The organism is bacterium (assembly GCA_035307765.1).
In the GTDB taxonomy this organism is placed as follows: Bacteria; Sysuimicrobiota; Sysuimicrobiia; order Sysuimicrobiales; family Segetimicrobiaceae; genus Segetimicrobium.
Window position 1 is genome coordinate 1 of record DATGHU010000039.1, and the last position, 19,990, is coordinate 19,990.

Annotated in this window: 19 protein-coding genes; 18 read left to right on the top strand and 1 reads right to left on the bottom strand. The window is 67.3% G+C overall.

Features of this window, described 5'->3' with window-relative positions; genetic code table 11:
- The 6 genes from VKV57_13190 to VKV57_13215 all read left to right on the top strand — a co-directional run.
- Window positions 1–970 (top strand): O-antigen polymerase (locus VKV57_13190; GenBank protein ID HLW60861.1); only part of this gene is annotated, 970 nt, incomplete at its 5' end.
- A gap of 180 nt (window positions 971–1,150) precedes the next feature.
- Window positions 1,151–2,230, top strand: a complete 1,080-nt coding sequence (locus tag VKV57_13195; protein HLW60862.1) for a glycosyltransferase — start codon at window positions 1,151–1,153, stop codon at window positions 2,228–2,230.
- A 7-nt stretch (window positions 2,231–2,237) separates the two neighbouring features.
- Complete coding sequence (locus VKV57_13200) at window positions 2,238–2,993, top strand: class I SAM-dependent methyltransferase (protein HLW60863.1); 756 nt, start codon at window positions 2,238–2,240, stop codon at window positions 2,991–2,993.
- A 339-nt stretch (window positions 2,994–3,332) separates the two neighbouring features.
- Complete coding sequence (locus tag VKV57_13205; GenBank protein HLW60864.1) at window positions 3,333–5,201, top strand: nucleoside-diphosphate sugar epimerase/dehydratase; 1,869 nt, start codon at window positions 3,333–3,335, stop codon at window positions 5,199–5,201.
- 107 nt (window positions 5,202–5,308) lie between these two features.
- Window positions 5,309–6,019, top strand: a complete 711-nt coding sequence (locus VKV57_13210) for a nucleotidyltransferase family protein (GenBank protein ID HLW60865.1) — start codon at window positions 5,309–5,311, stop codon at window positions 6,017–6,019.
- Between the two features lie 7 nt (window positions 6,020–6,026).
- A complete protein-coding gene (locus VKV57_13215) occupies window positions 6,027–7,004 on the top strand; it encodes a sugar phosphate nucleotidyltransferase (GenBank protein ID HLW60866.1) in 978 nt (325 codons plus the stop codon).
- Here the strand turns inward: VKV57_13215 and VKV57_13220 are convergent.
- Window positions 6,967–7,572, bottom strand: coding sequence for a phosphatase PAP2 family protein (locus VKV57_13220; GenBank protein HLW60867.1), 606 nt, complete (start codon window positions 7,570–7,572; stop codon window positions 6,967–6,969). The genes VKV57_13215 and VKV57_13220 overlap by 38 nt on opposite strands.
- A 154-nt stretch (window positions 7,573–7,726) precedes the next feature.
- Here VKV57_13220 and rplM point away from each other — a divergent pair, with 154 nt between their 5' ends.
- The 12 genes from rplM to alr all read left to right on the top strand — a co-directional run bounded on the left by rplM (window position 7,727) and on the right by alr (window position 19,853).
- Complete coding sequence (gene rplM / locus VKV57_13225; protein HLW60868.1) at window positions 7,727–8,173, top strand: 50S ribosomal protein L13; 447 nt, start codon at window positions 7,727–7,729, stop codon at window positions 8,171–8,173.
- Window positions 8,173–8,568 (top strand): 30S ribosomal protein S9, encoded by a 396-nt coding sequence (gene rpsI, locus VKV57_13230; protein ID HLW60869.1) that lies wholly within the window; start codon window positions 8,173–8,175, stop codon window positions 8,566–8,568. The genes rplM and rpsI overlap by 1 nt, the downstream gene beginning before the upstream one ends.
- Before the next feature lie 225 nt (window positions 8,569–8,793).
- Entirely contained in the window at window positions 8,794–9,723 is a 930-nt protein-coding gene (gene argF, locus VKV57_13235; protein ID HLW60870.1) for an ornithine carbamoyltransferase, read from the top strand.
- Window positions 9,724–9,728: 5 nt separating this feature from the next.
- Window positions 9,729–10,598 (top strand): diadenylate cyclase CdaA, encoded by an 870-nt coding sequence (gene cdaA / locus VKV57_13240; protein ID HLW60871.1) that lies wholly within the window; start codon window positions 9,729–9,731, stop codon window positions 10,596–10,598.
- Entirely contained in the window at window positions 10,595–11,800 is a 1,206-nt protein-coding gene (locus VKV57_13245) for a CdaR family protein (protein ID HLW60872.1), read from the top strand. Before cdaA ends, VKV57_13245 begins: the two co-directional genes overlap by 4 nt.
- Window positions 11,801–11,806: 6 nt before the next feature.
- Window positions 11,807–13,201 (top strand): phosphoglucosamine mutase, encoded by a 1,395-nt coding sequence (glmM, locus tag VKV57_13250; GenBank protein HLW60873.1) that lies wholly within the window; start codon window positions 11,807–11,809, stop codon window positions 13,199–13,201.
- A gap of 481 nt (window positions 13,202–13,682) precedes the next feature.
- Window positions 13,683–15,512 carry a glutamine--fructose-6-phosphate transaminase (isomerizing) gene (gene glmS, locus VKV57_13255; protein HLW60874.1) on the top strand — a complete coding sequence of 610 codons (1,830 nt, stop codon included), beginning with the start codon at window positions 13,683–13,685 and terminating at the stop codon, window positions 15,510–15,512.
- Between the two features lie 2 nt (window positions 15,513–15,514).
- A complete protein-coding gene (locus VKV57_13260) occupies window positions 15,515–16,441 on the top strand; it encodes an NAD-dependent epimerase/dehydratase family protein (protein ID HLW60875.1) in 927 nt (308 codons plus the stop codon).
- A complete protein-coding gene (locus tag VKV57_13265; protein ID HLW60876.1) occupies window positions 16,438–16,602 on the top strand; it encodes a Trm112 family protein in 165 nt (54 codons plus the stop codon). The genes VKV57_13260 and VKV57_13265 overlap by 4 nt, the downstream gene beginning before the upstream one ends.
- A gap of 75 nt (window positions 16,603–16,677) precedes the next feature.
- Window positions 16,678–17,049 carry a holo-ACP synthase gene (gene acpS, locus VKV57_13270; protein HLW60877.1) on the top strand — a complete coding sequence of 124 codons (372 nt, stop codon included), beginning with the start codon at window positions 16,678–16,680 and terminating at the stop codon, window positions 17,047–17,049.
- Window positions 17,050–17,086: 37 nt separating this feature from the next.
- Window positions 17,087–18,664 (top strand): NAD(P)H-hydrate dehydratase, encoded by a 1,578-nt coding sequence (locus VKV57_13275; GenBank protein HLW60878.1) that lies wholly within the window; start codon window positions 17,087–17,089, stop codon window positions 18,662–18,664.
- Window positions 18,651–19,853, top strand: coding sequence for an alanine racemase (gene alr / locus VKV57_13280; protein HLW60879.1), 1,203 nt, complete (start codon window positions 18,651–18,653; stop codon window positions 19,851–19,853). Before VKV57_13275 ends, alr begins: the two co-directional genes overlap by 14 nt.
- Window positions 19,854–19,990 lie beyond the last annotated feature (137 nt).

A 19,990-nucleotide genomic window follows, 5' to 3' on the forward strand; every position in this document is an offset into this window, starting at 1 on the left:
CGCGGGTTCCCTCGGGCTATCCATCCTCTATTTCCGGGATCTCCTTTCGAGTGTCGGAGCCATCCCGCTCGTTGAGCTGCTGAAGCTTCACGGCCGGGGCTTTGACCAACTTCGGATCCACTCATTGGTCGCATTGAATTCCCCGCTGCGTTACGCGTATGCCGTCTTGATCGAGGTGGTCTATCCATCCCTTGTTGCCATCGCCTTCGGGTCTTGGTTGCATACGCGTACAATCGCGTGGTTGGTGCTCTTGGTGTTGACGGCCTGCGGCGGCGCGGTGTCCGCTGGCGCCTCCGGCGCTCGGAGCGGGATCGCCGTGATCCTTGTTGTCGCCCTCGCTACGTTGTATTTGTACCGAAAGGGGCGGGTGGGGAGGAACTTCGTTCTCTGGTCGCTGGGGGTGGTCTTGGTGTTTCCCGTGGCGATCACCGTCGCGCTCTATCACACAGATGTTTTGTATGCGCTGAGGTTGATCGGTGTGCGGCTTTTTTACACGCCCGCATACATTCAGTATCTTTATTTCCAGCTGGTGCCGGGGCATATTGGCTACCTGCACGGGCGGACGAGCCCGATTTTTGCCTGGCTAACCGGACAGGGGTACTTTGATTTGCCCAGATACGTCGTACGAATACCGTGGCCGGGCGCGCCTGTGGATGCGACCGCCAGTGGCCCGTTTATCGGTGATTTCTACGTCAATTTTGGCGTGCCGGGCGTCATGCTCGGCGGTGTGCTGGCCGGAGTCGTCATGCAGTTGCTTCAGATCTGGCTCGTCAGGCACCGGAAGACCATTACCAGTCTCGCGGTGTACGCCTTTCTGCTGTACGTCTTTTCGACGTTGAGTTATAGACCGCTACAGGTCATTCTGTGGTCGGGGGGAGTATTCTTCGTGCTGCTCATCTGGGGGATCCTGGCCATGCTGGAGGCGACACTTGGGACGCGGGGCGCGCCCGCTCCTCATCCCGAGGCCTGACCCGATTTGGTGGGAGATGGGTCGATTGCTACTCCGCCGGCCAGTCAACGTCGGCCGGGCTTGTTGACGAAGCGGGGAGGAGCGGGCTACGCGGCGATGACGGTGGCGACTGTCTGTTTCTGGGCGTGTGTCGTACTGGTCACCTACGTATGGTGCGCATACCCGGCACTGCTGTGGGCCATGAGCCATGCGAGGAAGAGGCATAGGGACGCTCCTCTGCGGACGGCAGAGGATTTGTGCCCCACCGTCACGATCGTTATCGCTGTGCACAATGAGGAAGCGGGGCTGGCGGATAGGCTTGAGAATTGCCTCAGCCTGTCTTATCCGCGCGATAGGCTTGAGATTCTCGTCGCGTCCGACGGATCCACGGACGGAACGGTGCGCGTGGCGTGTGAGTTCGCGCGGAGGTACGAGAATATTCGAGTGAGCGCGCAAGAGAGTCGTGGGGGTAAAACCGCTGCGCAGAATGCCGCTGTGCGGGAGTCCAAGAGCGACGTCATCCTTTTTTCCGATGTGGACACGAAATTCGATGCGCACATCCTTGAGCACATTACCAACCCCCTTATCGATCCTAAGGTGGGGTGTGTCGTGGGGGGGCTTCTCTGGGTAAACCCGCACAACTCGGCGATTGCTGCGGGGAGTGATGTCTACTGGCGGTTTGAGCGCTTCTTGTGGCGGGAGGAGAGCTTACTCGGTATTCTGGCTTGGGGGAGCGGAGCATGCTTGGCGGTCCGGCGAGGCCTCTTCAGACCTATGGACGCTCAGTATGGGGAGGATTGCATTGTGCCACTGGATATCGTCTCCCTTGGATACCGCGTGGTATTTCAGCCTGACGCGATCGCCTACGAGCCGCGCATTTCGTCCCCGGGCGCTGAACTGCGGACCCGAACACGAATGACCCTGCGCAGCTTTGCGGGGACCCTCAGTCGGAGGCATTTGCTCAATCCATTTCGATTCCCGGGGATTTCCTGGGCAATCATTTCACACAAACTCCTGCGCTGGTTGACGCCGTACTTGCTGCTCTCAATGCTGGCGTCGAATGCGGCCCTGGTGGATCGGCCCTTTTATCGTCTCACGTTCGGCTTGCAAGCTCTCTTCTACGCGAGCGCAGGGCTTGGTCATGTGCTTGATCGTAATCGCATCCGGGTCCCCATCGTCTCCACCATCTACGCATTTTGCCTGATGAACCTGGGGGTGGGTGTAGGGGTGGCTCAAGCAATCGGTGGTCGTCGAATCTTCGCCTATCGATCCGAAGGATGATGTGACGTTGGACAGCGCGATGGATGATCACATCGACGATCGAGGTTCGGCCCCCTCAGCCGACGCCGAGGTGGAGAGGGTCCGCGCGGTCTACGCACGCTATTATGCGGATCCGCGCACGCTGGGGAAGTGGGACCCGCGGAATCGGGGAAACGCGTTGATACGCGAGGAGCTCAATTCCGCAATCCTGGCGCTCCTCACGGGAGGACAGGTGCAGCTGGGAGAGGCGAGGATCTTGGACGTCGGGTGTGGATCCGCTGGGACGTTGGGGTGGCTCTCCCAATGCGGGGCTCAAGAGACGCGTCTCCACGGCGTGGACCTGCGCGAAGAGCAGATCGAGCTCGCACGGACACGCTACCCTCAGATGCATCTCTCCTGTGCCGATGCTAGAGCCCTGCCGTTCCCCGATCGCTTCTTTGACGTGCTCATTTGCAACGTGCTCTTCAGTTCGATCTTAGATGAGACCATCGCCAAACTGATCGCGGCCGAACTGCGGCGTGTCCTGCGGCCATCGGGAATGATCATTTGGTGCGATAATCGTTATGGGAACCCCTGGAACCCGAATGTCCGCGGGTACACCCCGCGGGCGATACGCAGGCTCTTTCCAGGGTGCCGGATCGTACTTCGATCGATCACGGTGGTGCCACCCCTGGTGCGGCGACTAGGCCGATGGACATCGCTGCTCTATCCACTGCTTGCGTGCGTGCCGGTCCTGCGGGTGAAGTATCTCGGAACAATTCAGCCAAAGGCGTGGAGCGGGTGACCCCTGACGTGTGCGGGACCGGTCCGGAATTGCGCACGACAGATGCCCCATAGCCAAAGGGCTTTTGACTGAAAGGGAAGGACGGGTGCGGGACGATGGCGGACACATCCCGCCTGGTGTCATCGCGTGGTAGCGCGAGGAATTGCAGGCATTGTCTAGAAACGAGTATCAAGCTCATGGCCTGGAGAGACTCACGCGGGAATAGGCCGCAGCTACGAACGCGCTCCTCTGTGATATTCGCTCCAGCGACGGTCGGCCAGGGGGATGGAGGGATGTATAGGGCATCGGGATGTGGCCAACGATCTCGGCTTGGGTGCCCGGTCAATCCGGGGTCCGAACATGCTGCCTAGAAGAATGGTCTACTTCCTCTTGGGCGACAGCGTGTTGCTGGCGCTGTCGCTGGTCGCTGCGGCGTTGTTGCGGTTTGACGGCGCCATCCGCCCCGATGTCGCAAGGCAATTGCCCGTAGCCATTGCCATCAGTCTCATCGCAAAGATCACGATCTTCGCCTGGCAAGGGCTGTATTCGTTGAGCTGGGCGCAGGTCGGATTGGAAGAAATGGTTGTGGTGTTTCGTGGGGTCACGCTGGGATCGATCGTATTCTGGTTGTTCGTGTTCCTGCTGAAGGAGACCCGATTCCTTGGAGGGTTCCCCCGCTCGGTGCTCTTGCTCGACTACATCATCACCCTCCATGCGGTAGGGGCTTTCCGCATTGGGCCGAGGGTGTACCAACACATGACGCATCCGTACCAGAGGGGCGGCCGGCCGGCACTGATTGTGGGGGCAGGGGTGGCCGGAGAGCAGCTCGCTCGATCCCTCCGCTACACCCCTGGGGCAGAGTATGCTCCGGTCGGTTTTGTCGATGACGACCCCGCGAAGTTGGGCACGGTGATCAACGGCCTGCGGGTGCTAGGTGATCGTGCATGTCTGTCTCGCATCGTCCGCGACCACCGCGTCGACGCCCTTCTGATCGCGATTCCCTCAGCCACATCCCGGTCGATTCGAGGTATTATCTCCGCCGCTCGCGAGGTGGGAGTGAAAGAGATCCGCATCATCCCCGGACTCGATCGGATCCTCGACGGCCGGGTGAGCTTCTCGGATCTGCGGGAGGTGCAACTGGCTGACCTGTTGGGTCGTGAGATGGTCGTGATCGACACGATCGCGATCGAGCAATGGTTCCGAGATCGGACCGTATTGGTCACCGGCGCCGGCGGGTCAATCGGAGCTGAGCTGTGTCGGCAGATCGTTCGCTTTCACCCGAGAGAAATTGCGCTCATGGACTGCGACGAGACCGGCCTGTTTTATGTGGAACAGGAGATGCGGCGACTCGGCCAGCGGGCGAGGACGCTTCTGGTGGATGTGCGCGATGTGGCCGGTGTGCGGGGCGCTTTTCGCGAAGCCACCCCCCACGTCGTGTTCCACGCCGCGGCGTACAAGCATGTAGGCTTGATGGAGCGGCATCCCGAACAGGCCGTCTCCACCAATATCCTAGGGACGCGCGTCGTCGCCATGGTTGCCGGTGAGGTCGGGGTGGAAAAGTTTGTGCTCATTTCGACAGACAAAGCGGTGAACCCGCGCTCGGTGATGGGGGCGACCAAACGGGTGGCCGAGCAGATCTGTCTCGCCCTCAATGGCCGCGGTGCGACGCGATACCTGGTGGTACGGTTCGGAAATGTGCTGGGCAGTCGCGGGAGTGTGATTCCCCTTTTTCAGGAGAAGATCCGCCGCGGAGAGGCGCTGACCATCCGTGGGCCGAATATGCGGCGGTACTTCATGGCGGTCTCGGAGGCGGTGCTCCTCGTCCTCCAGGCTGGGGTGGCGGGGCGAGGAGGGGAGATCCACGTCCTCGACATGGGAGAGCCCGTGTACATCGTAGACTTGGCCAGAGAGTTGATTCGCCTTTCGGGGCTCGAGCCCGAGACGGACGTACCCATCGTCCTGGCGGAACCCGAGCCGGGTGAGAAGGAGCACGAAGACCTGCTTGCCGCGGAGGAGGGGACCGTGGCCACCCCGCATAAACGAATCTTTATCGCCAGAGGGACGCCGACGCTGTCTCCCGAGGCCCTCTTTACCCACATTGCTTCTTTTGAGGAGATGATCAAGGTGCATGATCTTGGCGGTCTGCTGGAGACTCTCCGCACGCTCGTGCCGACATATCAAGCCTCCGAGTACCTCAAGGATCAGGTCACCCCGATGGCCGCGCGGTAGCTTCCACAACCACATGGCCCTCGACGCGTGTGTGCTGAACCCGCTGGCATCGGAGTATACTGGAATCGATGTTTCGAGGGAGGCCGGAATCTTGTGAGGGGGATAAGGTGTACGCAGTAGTGCTCGCGGGTGGAAAGGGAGAGCGGCTACGCCCGTTCACCGAGGACCGGCCGAAGCCGATGGTGGAGATCGTCGGAATCCCCATGCTCGACTATCAGTTGCAGTGGCTGCAGGGGCAGGGAGTGACGGATGTCGTCATCTCGTGCGGTTACCGCCACGAGGTCATCGAGACCTACTTCAATGATGGGGAGCGATTGAGCTTGCGGATCGTGTACGCCGTGGAGCGTGAGCCACTCGGTCGAGGCGGGGCGCTTCGACTGGCCCTGCGCCAGGTGCCGGAGAGCGAAGATGCGGTGATCGCGACCAATGGCGATGTGATCACCAATCTCCGCCTGTCTCCGGTGCTCGAGACCCACCGAGCCCGGAAGATGCTGGCGACGGTTGTCCTGACGCCTTTTGTGAGCCCCTACGGGATCGTGGAGATCGACGGCGATGATCGTGTGACGCACTTTCGGGAGAAGCCGGAGTTGCCGTACTGGATCAATGCCGGAGTCTACGTGTTATCACCGGCCATTCGCGACCATCTGCCCGAGCGGGGCGATCACGAAACCACCACGTTTCCGGCTCTGGTCAAGGCCGGGCGGTTAGGCGCCTACAAGTCTCAGGCGTACTGGCGAGGGGTGGACACGATCAAGGACGTCAACGAAGTCGGCTCCGAGATGCAGCGAAGGCTGATGAGTCTCTTCCGCGAGGGCTGAGCCCACCGTGAACGCCATTATCCCGGTCGCCGGGCGGGGCAAGCGCCTCAGGCCCCACACCCACACGCAGCCCAAGGTGTTGATGAACGTGGCAGGAAAGCCGATCCTCGCCTATATCCTCGATGATTTGAAGGATCTCGGGGTTGAGGAGATCGTGTTTGTCGTCGGGTATCTCGCGGAAAAAGTCGAGGAGTATGTCCGGGAACGATACCCGTTTCGCGCCCACTTTGTCTACCAGGATGAACCGATGGGGAACGGGCACGCGATTTACGTGGCGCGCGAGCATCTCACCGGCCCGACGCTGATTGTCTTCGGGGATACGGTCGTCCAGGCGGACCTGCGGGCCGCGGCCGCGCTTCCCCACTCGGCCATCGGAGTTCACCGGGTGGCCGATCCGCGTGCGTTCGGTGTCGTGGAGCTTGACGGCGACGGCATCGTCCGGCATCTCTGGGAGAAGCCCGCCGTCCCCCCCAGCGACCTGGCGGCTGTCGGCGTCTACATGATTCAGCAGCCGGCTCCGTTCCGGCGGGCGCTGGAGCGGTTGGTGGACGACCGCCGGATTGAGAACGGAGAGTACTGGTTGGCGGATGCCTTGCAGATTATGATCGACTCCGGCGAGCGGCTCCAGACCTTCCCCGTCGACGAGTGGTACGATTGCGGCACGCCCGAGGCGTTGCTGCGGGCCAACCGCGCGCTGCTCGATCATGCCCCCCCGCCCGTCGTGGAGATTCCGGGATCGGTGGTCATCCCTCCGTCGGCGATCGCCGAAACCGCGGTCGTGGAGGGATCGGTGCTCGGTCCGTATGCGACGGTCGCGGAGGGAGCCCGGGTGACCAACGCCGTGATCCGCGACAGCATCATCAACGCGCACGCCCGGGTGGAGAGCGTGCTCTTGGAGGAGTCGATCATCGGCGAAAACGCTGCGGTCACCGGCCGCCGCGGGCGGATCAACCTCGGCGATAGCTCGGAGATCGAGCTGTCGTAATCGCTCGCGCGACCTCGACCGACGCCCACCCCAGGCACAAACCTCCCAGCACGTCTGAGAGCCAGTGGTAGCCCAGGTAGATGAGGGCGCTCATCATCGTCGCGAGCAGGGCAACCGCCAGCCACGGAACCCGGCGGAACACCGTTCCCGCGAGGAGGGTGGTCCTGAGCGTGTGTCCCGATGGGAAGCTGTACGGGGTCCCCACGGAGATCCCCCACTGAAGGACGCCTCGCTGATAGGGCAGGGGCGGGCCCGGGTGGACGATCAGGTGTTTCAACCCGAGGCCCAGGAGCCCTAGGACGGCGATTCCCCCAGCGATCCCGAGAGCGGCGATCCCGCGTTCCCGCTCCCGCCTCCAGAGATACGCCGCGGTCAGGACGAGGATCGAGATGACCACCTCACCGTTGCCGAGGAAGACGAGCACCGCAGCGGGGAGATCGGGGAACGGTGCGGCCCGCTGGATCCAGGCCGTGACGTACCCATCCCACCGATGCGCTGTGGGGAAGGACGCCGCCCAGGTGAGCAGGGCAAACACGGCAAGCGGTGCGGTGACGCGGAACCATACCATGCGAGGATGTCTTCGGGAGAGTTCGCCGTGCGTCCTGGCGCCGGTTGACACATCACCCCGCACATCATAGAATAAGAAGCCGTGGCCGTCACATCAGCGGCGGCCACACATTTCTTCTCTCGCGGATTCGCGGTCAACAGCTGGAGGAAGACTGATGCGAACGATGATGGCCTCCCCCAAGGAGCCGGGCCGGTGGTTTGTCGTAGACGCCAAGGATCAGATCCTTGGGCGGCTGGCCAGCCGGATCGCGTCGGTCCTCCGGGGCAAGGCGCGCCCGACGTTTACCCCGTACGTGGGGGGGGATCACGTCATTGTCGTAAACGCCGACAAGATCCGCCTGACCGGGCGGAAGGCCGAGCAGAAGAAATATTTTCACCATTCCGGGTATCCTAGCGGGCTCCGCACGACCGTCGCCGGGGATATGCTGAAGCGCCACCCGGAGACCGTCATTCGGGAGGCCGTTCGGGGGATGCTGCCGAAGACCCCGCTGGGGCGGGAGTGCCTGCGGAAGATGCGGGTGTACCGGGGCACGGAACACCGCCACGCCGCCCAGCAGCCGGCGGTGCTCGATCCGCGGCCAGAGCGGGAGCGTGACGCGTGATGGAAGGGACAGCTCCGATCATGACCTCCGGGAGCCGGAAGGAAGCGATCGCCCGGGTCCGGATGATCCCCGGAACCGGCAGCATCGTCGTGAACGGCCGCCCGGCCGAGCAATACTTCCCGAAGGGGCCCGTGCAAACGGTGATCCGACAGCCCTTGGTCGTCGCCAACGCCGAGGGACGGTTCGATATCGTCGCCCACGTCACCGGCGGGGGCGTGCACGGGCAGGCCGGGGCGGTGCGCCACGGCATCGCGCGCGCGCTGCTGGCGTTCGACGCCGAACTTCGCTCCCCGCTCCGGAAGGCCGGGTTCTTGACCCGGGATCCGCGCACCAAGGAACGGAAGAAGTACGGTCACAAGCGGGCACGGAAGGGCTTCCAGTACTCGAAGCGGTAGGCCCCAGGTCGCCCCGGTCTCACCGATCGTCCCGGCGGGCACCATCTTATCTGCACGAGCTTCCCACCTTCGGGGGGACTCTCTCCGTGATCTCCCTTGCGGGAGCAGGGCGTTCTTGCCCGGACAGGAGCCCTCCAGCGGACCGGCGAACATGACATGGGGCGCGGGCCGCGCCCCTTTTTCGCTCGCGCCGGGGAGGGGACGCGGGGCGCTGTGGAGGGACCGATGCCGACCGTGCGCGGGCGTGATTACTTGAGCGTCCGGGATCTCGACCCCGACGAGCTGCGCGGCATCCTCGAGCGCGCCGTGGAGCTCAAAGCCCAGGTTCGGGCCGGAGCCCACACCCCGGTCCTCCGCGGAAAAACCCTGGCCCTTGTGTTCGAAAAGCCGTCGCTCAGGACCCGGACCACGTTCGAGACGGGAATGTTCCAGCTGGGGGGGAACGCGGTCTACCTCGGACCGCACGATATTCAGATGGGAACCCGTGAGACCCCCGCCGACGTCGCGCGCAACCTCGACCGGTGGGTGGACGCGATCGCCGCCCGAACATTCGCCCAGGGGACCGTTGAGACGCTCGCTGAGCACGCCCACATTCCCGTGATCAACGCGCTTTCCGATTGGGAGCATCCCTGTCAGGCGCTCGCCGCCCTGCTGACGATCCGGGAGCGGTTTGGCCGGCTGGAGGGAGTCCGACTTGCCTGGGTGGGGGATGGGAACAACACCCTCCGGTCCCTCATCTACGGAGGGGCGAGGCTCGGGATGTCGATCGTGATTGCCACCCCTGGGGCGTACCGCCTGGATGCCGAGACGGTCCGCTGGGGGCAGGCCGCGGCCAAGGCGTCGGGGGGCGCGCTCGCCGCGATCGAGGATCCCGTCGCCGCCGTGCGTGAGGCCGACGTGATCTATACGGACGTGTGGACCAGCATGGGGCAGGAGTCCTCTGCGGCCGCCCGGCGCGAGGTGTTTCAGCGCTTCCAGGTGAACGCCGCCCTTCTGGCGCATGCGCCGGCCCACACCGTGGTGACGCACTGCCTGCCGGCCCACCGCGGGGAAGAGATCACCGACGAGGTGCTGGACGGTCCCCGGTCGGTGACCTTCGACGAGGCGGAGAACCGGCTGCATACGCAGAAAGCCCTACTGGCGGAGGTGCTCTGAGCGCGATGCCCCTGGCGATGCCGACGTTCCGGCCATCGGATCTGGTCGACATCCTCGTCGTCACCTTCATCATCTTTCAGATCCTCATGCTCGTGCGCCGGACCCGCGCGGTGCAGCTGGTCATCGGGCTGGCGGTGCTGTTCGCCGCCTATGTGATCAGCCAGTACCTGCAGCTGTACACGCTGCAGTGGCTCCTCAGCCGGGTCGGCCTGGTGGTGCCGATCGCCCTCCTCGTGCTGTTCCAGCCCGAACTTCGCCGGATGCTCGAGCAGTTGGGTCGGGGCGGGGTGTCGCTCGTCGGGATCACCACCCACGGGCTCGATCGCGAAACGCGGATCCGCCTCGTGAACGATGTCGCGCGGGCGGCGCGGATCCTCGGCTCGCGGAAGATCGGCGCCCTGATCATTCTGGAACGAAATGTCGGACTGGCGGATTTTATCGAAACCGGGATTCGGGTGGACGGGCTCGCCACGGTTCAGTTGCTGATCAGCATCTTTTTCCCGAACACCCCCCTGCACGACGGCGCCCTGATCATCCGCGGCAACCGCGTCGTTGCCGCCGGCTGTCTCCTCCCGCTGACCGAGCGGCCCGGGCTCAGCCGGGCGCTTGGCACGCGCCACCGGGCAGCGCTCGGGATCACCGAGGAAACCGATGCGGTCGCCGTGGTCGTGTCGGAGGAGACCGGGACGATCTCACTGGCGCGGGAGGGCCGCCTGACCCGCGGCCTGACCGAGGAGGAGCTCAAAGTGACGCTCCTCGCCCTCACCGTTCCCCAGCCGATACGCATGCCCGGGTTTCGGGTTCCCGCCGTACGCGTCCCGATGTCCGTCCGGGTTCCGGGAATCTGGCAGTGGGCCAGGCGTCGAGGCGAATGAAGCGTTTCCTCGACGAGCGGACCCTCTACCTGCTCCTCTCCGGGGCGATCGCCGTCGTGATGTGGCTCTATGTGGCCACCGCCCAAAACCCGCTGGTTTCGCGATCGATGAAGGTCGATATTCAGCTCCACAACCTCGACCCCAATGAAGTCGTGATGCGGCCGTCGGCGAGGACACCGCTGCAGGCGACAATCCGGGTTCAGGGGCCCCGCTCCCAGGTCGCGCTGCTGACGCCAAAGCTCGTCGATGCCTATGCCGACCTGTCTGGGCTGGGACCGGGAGATCATCCCGAGGTCCCGGTCATCATCACCCCGCCGCCCGACGTGCGGGTCGCCGATCAGCGGCCCGCCTCGATCCTGGTTGTGCTCGACGCCTTGGCCTCGAAGCGGCTCCCCATCGAGGTGAGCCTTCTCGCTGCCCCGCCCGAGGGGATCACGCTGGGGGCGGCCCATACGGCGCCGTCCGTGGTGGTCGTGAACGGTCCTTCCCGCCAGGTGGCCCAGGTGCGCCACGCCTTGGTGTACTTCGACACCGCCGCGGTGAGGCAGCAGGTGGTGGCCTCGTTGCAGGTCGCTCCCGTCGATGCGACCGGCCAGGCGGTGACGGGCGTCAAGGTGACCCCCAGCAACGTCAACATGACCCTCGCCGTCCGCGAAGCGGTGATCAGCAAGGTCGTCCCCGTGGTGCCGACCCTGGTGGGCACGCCCCAGCCGGCCCTCGCGGTCACCAGCGCGACCACGGTTCCCGGGATCGTGACCCTCACCGGCCCCAGCGCGGCGCTCACGGGGGTGGAGAACGCCGCCACCGCGCCCGTCGACGTCACGGGGGCGCATGGCGACCTCGTCCGCCGGGTCGCCCTGCAGCTGCCGGCCGCGGTCTCGGCGTCCACGAGGCAGGTGACGGTGACCGTGCGGGTTGGACGTGGGCTGCTCTCCACGGTCCTGCGCGGCGTCGCGGTGCGGGTGATCGGCGTGCCCGCGGGGGGCGCCTTCCGGGTGATGCCCGACCGCGTGGACGTCCAGGTCGAGGGGCCGCAAGACCTGGTGCGGGGTCTCACCGCGCAGTCCGTCACCGCGGAGATCAGCGCGGCGGGGCGGGGGCCCGGCCAGTACACGATAAGCCCGCGCGCGGTTCTCCCGCCGGGGATCCGCGTCCTGACGGTGCAGCCGGCCCAGGTCGTGGTTATCCTGTCGTCGTTGTGAGGGTCTGTGGGGCGGTTGTTCGGGACCGACGGGATCAGGGGCATCGCCAATGCGGACCTTTCCACCGAGCTCGTCGACCGGGTAGGACGGGCGGCGGCGCTCGTGCTCGCTCCCGGAGGCCGCGGCCGTTTCGCCGTCGGGCGTGATCCGCGGATCTCGGGTCATCTCCTCGAGGCCGCCCTCACCGCGGGCATGGCCTCCGCCGGCGCCGATGTGCTGCGGCTCGGCGTGATTCCCACCCCGGCCGTCGCCTACCTGACCCGGCTGCTCGATGTGCACGCCGGCATCGTCATCTCCGCGTCCCACAACCCGGTCGAGGACAACGGGGTCAAGTTTTTCTCGGCGACCGGGTTCAAATTGCCGGATTCGGTCGAGGCGGAGATCGAGGGCGCTTTGGACCGTGCGGCGGCGCTGCCGCGACCGATCGGCAGCCGGGTCGGGAGGATCGTCGACGTTCCCGACGCCCGGGAACGCTACCTGGCATACGTTGCCGGTCTCGCCCGCGCAACTTTGGAGGGGTGGCGCATCGTCGTGGACTGCGCCAACGGGGCGACAAGCGAGGTCGCCCCGGCCCTGTGGGAGCGATTGGGCGCCACGGTCATTCCCATCCACGCCGCTCCCGACGGGACCAACATCAACGCCGGGTGCGGGTCCACCCACCCCGAGGTGATCCAATCGGCGGCGCGGGCGCACGGCGCCGACGTGGGCTTCGCCCACGACGGGGACGGTGATCGGGCGATCGCCGCCGACCGGCACGGGCACCTCGTCGACGGGGATGCGATCATGGGGATCACCGCCCTCCACCGCCAGGCCCGTGCGGAACTCCCTGGCAACCTCGTCGTGGCGACGGTGATGAGCAATCTGGGCCTGGAGCGGGTCCTCCGCGCCGCCGGCATTCACCTGGATCGGGTCCGCGTGGGGGATCGATACGTCCTGGAGCGGATGCTGGCGAGCGGAGCAGGCGTGGGCGGCGAACAGAGCGGGCATGTCATCTTCCTGGACCGGGCCACGACCGGGGACGGGTTGGTCACCGCGGTCGAACTCGTCAACGTGATGCTCGATTCCGGCCGGCGGCTGGACGAGCTTCGGGTTCCGTTCGTCCGGTATCCGCAGGTCCTGCTCAACGTGCGGGTCGTCCATCCCGAGCGTTGGGCCGACGATCCCGAGATCCTGCGCGCCGTCGCGGAGGCCGAGGCGCGGTTGGGAGGGCGCGGCCGGGTCCTCATCCGGGCCTCCGGAACCGAGCCGCTCGTCCGCGTCATGACCGAGTCCGAAGATGCGGGGATCGCGGAGGAGATCGCCCGCGAGCTCACCGAGTTGGTGACCCATCGGCTCGGGGGAGCGGCCGAGCCGGGGGTCCCAAACGGCGACGCGGCTGAGGGGCTGGGCGGAGGGGAATAATAATGGGTTGAATCCCACAAGGGGCGCCGCGGCGGGGGGCAGGACGCTCGGATCCTCCGTCGAAGTAGCGGCAGACCTCGGCGGGAGACGGTGACCCTGCCGCGGGTCAAGGTCGACGAAGCAGTCCGAGGGGAGGTGAGGGGGAACAGACCGCAGTGAAGCGCCGGAACTCGCCCCGGTCCGCATAGGGGGCGAGTTGACGAGGAAGGGGATCTCGAGTGGGGCCGCGCGGCTCCTATTCGGCGGGTGACCCTAGGCCGGTCCAGCCTCAAGGACGCTGCCAAAACCCGAGGGCGACCCCGGGGACAGAAGGCGTCCGGGACGAGTTGATATCTTTGGCAGCGGGTGGTGCGATGGGTTCCCCACCTGCGCGTCGCCGCGAGCAGCGATCTCTGCCGCTGCCAACTTCCGCCCACACCACAGCGATCGTCTAGGTGGTCCATGCCTGCGCGGTCCTGTGCGGGGCGATCGGGAGGCAGCTATGTGCGGCATCATGGGGTTCATCGGGGGCCGGTCGGCGGTCCCCGTGCTCCTCGACGGACTGCGCCGCCTGGAGTACCGGGGATACGATTCCGCCGGCGTGGCGGTGGTGACCAACGGCAGGATCGAAGTGCGCAAGTCCGCCGGAAAGCTCTCGCAATTGGTGGGGATCGTTGAAGGCTCACCCCTTAGCGGGGTGATCGGCATCGGGCACACGCGATGGGCGACCCACGGGCATCCGTCGGATGAGAACGCTCACCCACACAGCGACTGCCACGGTCGCGTCGTGGTCATCCACAACGGGATCATCGAGAATTTCCTGCCTCTGAAAGAGGGCCTGGTGGCTCGCGGCCACCGGTTCCGGTCCGACACCGACACCGAGGTGCTCGCGCACCTCATCGAGGAAGCGTACCGAGGCGACCTTGCCGCTGCGGTCGAGCACGCGGTGGCACAGGCCTCCGGCGCCTATGCCCTCGTGGTACTCTCGGCGGACGAGCCAGACAAGATCGTCGCCGTGCGGCGGATCAGCCCCCTGATCATCGGATTGGGCGCCGACGAGATGCTGCTGGCGTCCGACATCCCCGCGCTCCTGCCGTACACACGGGACGTGATCATCATCGAGGACGGCGAGATTGCCGTCCTGACCCGACGGGACGTCGTGCTGTCGCGCATCGGTGGAGGGCGGATCGACCGACCGCCGATGCGGGTGACGTGGGACGCGGGTGCCGCGGAAAAAGACGGCCACGCCCACTTCATGCTCAAAGAGATCCTGGAGCAGCCGCGGGCGCTGCAGGAGACGATGATGGGGCGGCTGCCCGATGACCGCCGCATCGCCCTGGACGGGGTGACCCTGACTCCCGAATTCGTTCGCGACCTGGCCAAGGTGTGGATCGTCGCCTGCGGGACCGCCTACCACGCCGGGTTGGTCGGGCGGACGCTGATCGAGCGGCTCGCCCGGGTCCCGGCGGAGGCGGATCTGGGCAGCGAGTTCCGCTACCGCTCGCCGCTGATCGGCGACCGGGTCCTGGCCGCCGCGATCAGCCAGTCCGGGGAGACCGCCGACACGCTCGCGGCAGCCCGGGAGGCACGGACGCGGGGCGCGCGCCTGATGGCGGTGGCGAACGTCGTGGGCAGCACGCTGGCCCGAGAAGCGGACGACGTGCTCTACACGCGTGCGGGTCCCGAGATCGCCGTCTGTTCGACGAAGGCCTACCTCACGCAGCTCGCCGCCCTGACGATGCTGGCGATTTACTTGGGGCAGGTCCGGGGAACGCTTCCGGCAGGCCGGGTGGCGGAGCTGATCCAGGGGATGCGCAGCCTCCCGGTGCGCGCACAGGGCGCCCTCGCGCTCGAGCCCGCCATCGTGAAGCTCGCCGAGCGGCTGCAGACGACGCACCACGCCTTCTTCATCGGCCGCGGGCTCGATTATCCGGTGGCAATGGAGGGGTCGCTGAAGCTGAAGGAGATCAGTTACGTGCACTCGGAGGCGCTCGCCGCCGGTGAGCTCAAGCACGGGACGCTCGCCCTGGTGGTCCCGGGCGTCGTGGTGATCGCCGTGGGCACCCAGCCCGATGTGATCCAGAAGACGGTCAGCAACGTCCAGGAGGTCCGGGCGCGGAGGGCGGAGATCGTCGGAGTGGCGACCGAAAACACCGCGGACGCGCTCCGGCCGCACGTCGACGAACTGCTCGTCCTCCCGGCGGTGGATCCCCTCCTCGCGCCGATCCTCGCGGCGATCCCGCTGCAGCTGCTGGGCTACCACATGGCCCGGCTGCGGGGTCACGATGTCGATCAGCCCCGAAACCTCGCGAAGAGCGTGACCGTGGAGTGAGAGTGCTCGTCACCGGGGGGGCCGGGTTTATCGGATCGCACGTTGCCGATGCCTACCTCCGGGCCGGCCACCACGTGGCCGTGGTCGATGCCCTCCTCGGGGGCGGGGCCAACCGGACTCCACCCGCCGCCCGCTTCTACCAGGAGGACATCCGCGGTCCGGGGTTGGCCGAGGTGTTTCGGGCGGAGCGCCCGGAGGTGATCTCCCACCACGCCGCCCAAGCGAACGTTCGCCGGTCGTTGGCGGATCCGGTCTTCGATGCGGAGGTCAACGTCCTCGGGACGGTCCGCCTCCTCGACCTGGCTGTCCGGCACGGCGCACGGCAGTGCATCTTCGCGTCCACGGGCGGCGCGCTGTACGGGGAGCCCGCGTCCCTGCCCGTCCTCGAGGAGGCCCCGATTCTGCCGACGTCGCCGTACGGGCTGCACAAGTACCTCGGCGAGCACTGCGTGGATTACTACCGGCGGATGCACGGGCTCCAGACGGTGACCTTCCGGTACGCCAACGTCTACGGCCCGAGGCAGGATCCGTCGACCGAGGCCGGGGTGATCGCGATCTTCGCGGAGGCTATGCTCGCCGGGCGGCGGCCGGTGATCTTCGGGGACGGGACTCAGACCCGGGATTTCGTCTACGTCGGGGACGTGGCCGACGCGAACCTCCGCGTCCTGGGGCGGTCCATCGCCGCGCCGATGCACATCGCCACCGCGGTGGAAACGTCGATCAACGACCTGGCCGCCCGGCTCCGCGCCCTGGTGGGGGCGGCGGTGGAGCCTGAGCATGGCCCCCCGATTCCGGGAGAGGTGCACCGGATCTTCCTTGGGAACGCTCGGGCGGAGTCGGCGCTGGGATGGCGTCCGCGGACGTCGCTGGAGGAGGGTCTTCGGCGGACCGTCGAATGGTTCAGGGTGGAAAGGAGCACTCGAACATGATCGACAAGGAGCTGCTGGAAATCCTCGCCTGCCCGGTCTGCAAGGCACCCGTCGTGCAGCGCGACGACCGGATCATCTGCACGAAGTGCGGCCGCCGGTACCCAATCCGCGACGACATCCCGGTGATGCTGGTCGATGAGGCGGAGCAGCCGGCGCCGTAACCCGTGGGCCCGCCCGCGGATGTCGGCGCGGTCGCGGGTCGTGCGGGGTGCGCCGCGGTCCGTGGGGGCGCGCGCGTGATCCGCGGACTCGGGGTGGACATCGTGGAGGTGGACCGCATCCGTCGGGCCATGGCCCGGTGGGGCGAGCCGTTCCTCCACCGGGTATTCACGCCCGCGGAGCTCGCCCGGGGCGGGACGTCCCCCGCCGCGGCGGAGCGGCTCGCCGGCCGCTTCGCGGCGAAGGAGGCCGTGATGAAGGCCCTCGGCCAGGGCCGGCGCGGGGTGGGGTGGCGAGAGATCGAGATCACGACCGATCCGTCGGGCAAGCCGGGGGTCCACCTCAGCGGGCGGGCGGCAGAAATCTCGGATCGTCTGGGCGTGCGCGCCTGGTCGCTCGCGATCTCCCACACCCGCCTGATGGCCATCGCCCAGGCGCTTGCCGAGTGACGGGTCGTCCGCGGCAGAGCGCTCCGTCGGGACTGCGGTGAAGCTGCCCACGCCGTCCGAGATGGCCGGCTTGGAACGGCGCTGCCAGGAGGCGTGCGGGATTTCCGTCGCCGCCCTCATGGAGCAGGCGGGGGCCCGCACGGCCGAGGTGGCGCGCACGCTGCTGCGGATCTCGGGAGGGCGCCGGGTCGTCGTGCTGGTCGGCAAGGGCAACAACGGCGGCGATGGGCTCGTCGCCGCGCGCCACCTCGCCGGCGACGGCCCGACCAGCGTCGTGCTGCTCGCCCCCCGCGAGGAGATCCGAGGGCTCCCCGCGACGCACCTCGAGGCGCTGCGGGAGCGGAGCGTCAGCCTGGAGGACGCGGCCTCGCTGGTCCCTTCGGCTCTTGAGGCTACCCTCGGTGAGGCCGACTTGATCATCGACGCCATCTTCGGGACGGGGTTCCGCGGTCCGGCCGGTGGCCTCCCCGCCCGAGTCATCGAGGCGGCCAACGCCTCGGGCGCGCCGATCCTCGCCGTCGACCTCCCGTCGGGGGTGGATGCGGCCAGCGGGCGGGCCGACCCGCCGTGCATCCGGGCGGCGGCGACGGTCGCGATGGCCCTGCCAAAGGTGGGGACGATGCAGTATCCTGCGGCGGCCCACGCCGGTCACGTATACGTCGCCGATATCGGGATTCCCGATGCCCTCGTGCGTGAGGCCGCGATCCCCACTTCACTGACCACCGCCCGGTGGGTGGATCGAACGCTCCCCCGGCGTCCCGCGGACAGTCACAAGGGCCGGTTCGGTCGGATTGCGATCGTCGCCGGGGCCCGGGGATTCGCCGGCGCCGCCGTCCTCGCCGCCCGGGGGGCGATCCGGGCCGGCGCGGGACTGGTCACCGTGGGACTCCCTGCCTCTCTGGCCGCGATGCTCCCGGCGGCGCTCCCCGAGGCGATGACCCGGGCGCTGCCGGAAACCGCCGCCGGCACGCTGAGCGAGGAGGCCGGTCAGGCCGTGATCGAGTTCGCTGCCGCATCCGACGTGGTGGCCGTGGGGCCGGGCCTGACCACGCATCCCGAGGTTGTCGCGCTCGTGCGCCGAGTGCTGCCGCAAATCGAGCGGCCGATCGTTGTGGACGCGGATGGGTTGAACGCCTTCGAGGGCGCCGCCGGCCTGCTCGCCGATCTCCCGGGCCCGTTGGTGATCACGCCGCACCCGGGAGAGATGGCCCGCCTTCTGGGCCGCGGGGTCCCGGACGTGGAGAGCGACCGTCTCCAAAGCGCCCGCGCGGCCGCGCGCCTCGTGCGAGGGATCGTCATTCTCAAGGGAGCTCGATCGGTGGTGGCCTCCCCGGACGGGCGTGCGTCCATCATCCCCACCGGCAACCCGGCGATGGCGACCGGGGGGATGGGGGACGTTCTCACGGGGGCGGTCGCGGCGTTCTTGGGTGCGGGGCTGCCCCCGTTCGAGGCCGCGGCGTGCGCGGCCTATCTGCACGGGCTTGCGGGGAACCTCGCCGCTGCTGCCCGCGGAGAGCTCGGGCTGCTGGCCCACGAGGTCGCCGATGAGATCCCGCGGGCGCTCGCCGACGTCCGATCAGGGCGGGTCGATGAGGGCATCAGTGCCGTCCCGTGACCCCGAGGCCGCAAGCGGGGTCGACCCTTCGGGACCGACCCCGCCGACGCACCGTGCCTGGGCCGAGATCGATCTGGGAGCGGTTCGCGACAACATGCGCGCACTGCGGGCGGCGTTGCGTGCACCTGCTCGGATGATGGCGGTGGTCAAAGCGGACGCCTACGGCCACGGGGCGTGTGAGGTGGCCCGGGCGGCAGTGGAGGCGGGCGCGGCGTCGCTCGGCGTGGCGACGATGGAGGAAGGCCAGGAGCTCAGGCGCGCCGGCGTTCGGGCGCCCATCCTGCTCCTCGGCTACACGTCCCCCGAAGATGCGGAGACGGCGGTGGCGCACGATCTCTCCGTGACCGTCTTTCAGCGAGAGATGGCACACGCGCTCAGCGCGGCCGCCTCGCGAGTCGGCCGCTCCGCCTCGGTGCACGTCAAGATCGACACGGGGATGGGGCGGATCGGGGTCAGCCCCGCCGACGCCGCCGCGCTGATCCGAGACATCAGCGCCTACGGCGGGATCCTCGTCGAGGGGGTGTGTACGCACTTCGCGACGGCGGACGAGCCCGACCTGGCGGCGGCGAGGCGGCAGTGGGAGATCTTCCTGAGCGTGCTCCGAGACCTCGAGGCGCAGCGGCTGCCCTGCGGGACTCGGCACGCCGCAAACAGCGCGGCCCTCCTGGCCCTCCCCGAGGCGCATCTCGATCTGGTGCGGGTGGGCCTCGCCCTCTACGGGATTCCGCCGGCAAGGCACCTGGCGGGGAAGGTGCCGCTGCGGCCCGTGATGCGGTTCCTGGCGCGCGTCGGCCACGTGAAGCGCGTGGCCGCCGGGACGCCGATCGGCTACGGCCATGCGTATCGGGCGCCGCGGGAGACCACGATCGCGACGGTCGCCGTCGGGTACGGCGACGGGTACCCGCGGCTGGCCGGCGGAACGGGGACGGTGGTCCTCGGGGGATCCCGCGTCGGGATCGCCGGTCGGGTGTCGATGGACCAGTGCACGGTCGACGCCGCCGACCTGCCCGTGTCGGTCGGAGACGTCGCGGAGCTGTGGGGAGAGACCCTCCCCGTCACCGATGTGGCGGAGGCGGCGCAGACGATTCCCTACGAGGTGCTGGCCGGCGTGAGCCGGCGCGTGCCGAGGGTGTTCGTGCGGGACGGGCGGGTGGTGGGGGCTCGCACCTTGCTCGGGGACGCTTCCTAGAGTGTCCAGTGTGGACGAGGTGTTGACACTTTTGCACTCCAACCAAGAGCGTCGTCATCATTCAACTGGCCTTCCGAGCGGCGAACACCGACGCTGGCGTGCGCCCCTGCAACCGGTAGCCTTGGTGCGGCCGCTCC

Excerpts from the sequence above, each read along its gene's own strand:
- glmS (HLW60874.1), top strand. The coding sequence starts at position 13,683 with ATGTGCGGCATCATGGGGTTCATCGGGGGCCGGTCGGCGGTCCCCGTG.
- VKV57_13265 (HLW60876.1), top strand. The coding sequence starts at position 16,438 with ATGATCGACAAGGAGCTGCTGGAAATCCTCGCCTGCCCGGTCTGCAAG.
- cdaA (HLW60871.1), top strand. The coding sequence starts at position 9,729 with ATGCCCCTGGCGATGCCGACGTTCCGGCCATCGGATCTGGTCGACATC.
- argF (HLW60870.1), top strand. The coding sequence starts at position 8,794 with ATGCCGACCGTGCGCGGGCGTGATTACTTGAGCGTCCGGGATCTCGAC.
- VKV57_13195 (HLW60862.1), top strand. The coding sequence starts at position 1,151 with ATGAGCCATGCGAGGAAGAGGCATAGGGACGCTCCTCTGCGGACGGCA.
- VKV57_13220 (HLW60867.1), bottom strand. The coding sequence starts at position 7,572 with ATGGTATGGTTCCGCGTCACCGCACCGCTTGCCGTGTTTGCCCTGCTC.
- rpsI (HLW60869.1), top strand. The coding sequence starts at position 8,173 with ATGGAAGGGACAGCTCCGATCATGACCTCCGGGAGCCGGAAGGAAGCG.
- VKV57_13205 (HLW60864.1), top strand. The coding sequence starts at position 3,333 with ATGCTGCCTAGAAGAATGGTCTACTTCCTCTTGGGCGACAGCGTGTTG.
- rplM (HLW60868.1), top strand. The coding sequence starts at position 7,727 with ATGCGAACGATGATGGCCTCCCCCAAGGAGCCGGGCCGGTGGTTTGTC.
- VKV57_13245 (HLW60872.1), top strand. The coding sequence starts at position 10,595 with ATGAAGCGTTTCCTCGACGAGCGGACCCTCTACCTGCTCCTCTCCGGG.